The organism is Halorubrum tibetense (assembly GCF_042661865.1).
Classification (GTDB): domain Archaea; phylum Halobacteriota; class Halobacteria; order Halobacteriales; family Haloferacaceae; genus Halorubrum; species Halorubrum tibetense.
In genome coordinates, this window is record NZ_JBHSWW010000531.1 from 1 (window position 1) to 916 (window position 916).

The following is a 916-nucleotide window of genomic DNA, read 5'->3' on the forward strand; positions in this document are numbered from 1 at the left end:
CTCTGTGCGCCTTGCTATTGCGCTGGATAAAAACGGTAAACTGTTGAAAGTTGAGGTCGTCGAGCCGTCGCGCTACAGCATGTTTAACGACCAGGCCCTAGAGGCCGTGAGCAATGCTCAACCCTTCACACCGCCACCCGCGGATTTAGAATCAGATCCGTTCGAATTTGAAACCACCCTGTATTACGATTTGCCGCTATAACCTGTAGGTAGCGCAGAAAAAAGGCCGGTATCCCCGGCCTTTTTTTAGAGTCTCACACATCAATTTAACGGTGTTAGTTAATTGGCCTTGCGTTTAAAGCCGGCAAATAATCGTTTAACAACACGCTTAACATTCGCTTCTATATGATCGATATTGCGAGTTTCATCCAACATTTTACTGCCGTATACCTCCCACAACTCCGCGTTATCTTTTGGGTTCAACAGCGCTAAATTTAAAACGCCAACGGGGTACTCTGACATCGCTGGATCGGCCGACCAACCGACAAAGTTCATACCGTCGTTGTCGCGCTGCCAGCCGCCGTAGTCGACCTCATCGCCAACGCTTGCCGTGCTGGCTTGAATTTCCGTGAAGCGGTAGTCAACCAAGAAATCAGCCTGAACATTGTCGACTAACTGATAGCCTCGCTGCTGTAACTGCTCATCGACTGCCTGGCGGACTGATGCATCGAAGCGCTTCATTAACGCACTACTGGTTACGGGCTGACTTTGCCAGGCGTAGGTTTTCGCCGTCAACAGGGATTTACTGGCAGATTGGGTTTCCATCACTTTTATGCCACTACACCCCACCAGAAGCGCAGCGCCAAAAAGTGCGATACTCATGCGCATAAAGGTCTGAAACATCGATCGATTTGCTATGTCCATAAACTGAACGTCCTGTGATGTTTAGCGGAGAAAACGCCAGTTTAGCATAGGC

Annotated in this window: 2 protein-coding genes; one reads left to right on the forward strand and one right to left on the reverse strand. The window is 49.3% G+C overall.

The features are described 5' to 3' along the window. On the forward strand, positions 1–202 hold a 202-nt coding region (locus ACFQEU_RS16760), incomplete at its 5' end, for an energy transducer TonB family protein (protein ID WP_379783990.1). Positions 203–279: 77 nt separating this feature from the next. On the opposite strand, the gene ACFQEU_RS16765 is transcribed toward ACFQEU_RS16760, so the two are convergent. Then, positions 280–822 (reverse strand): DUF4136 domain-containing protein, encoded by a 543-nt coding sequence (locus ACFQEU_RS16765; protein WP_379783992.1) that lies wholly within the window; start codon positions 820–822, stop codon positions 280–282. Positions 823–916: the final 94 nt, after the last annotated feature.

Bases quoted from the DNA above. Each gene is read 5' to 3' on its own strand.
- ACFQEU_RS16765 (WP_379783992.1), bottom strand. From the start codon at position 822: ATGAGTATCGCACTTTTTGGCGCTGCGCTTCTGGTGGGGTGTAGTGGC.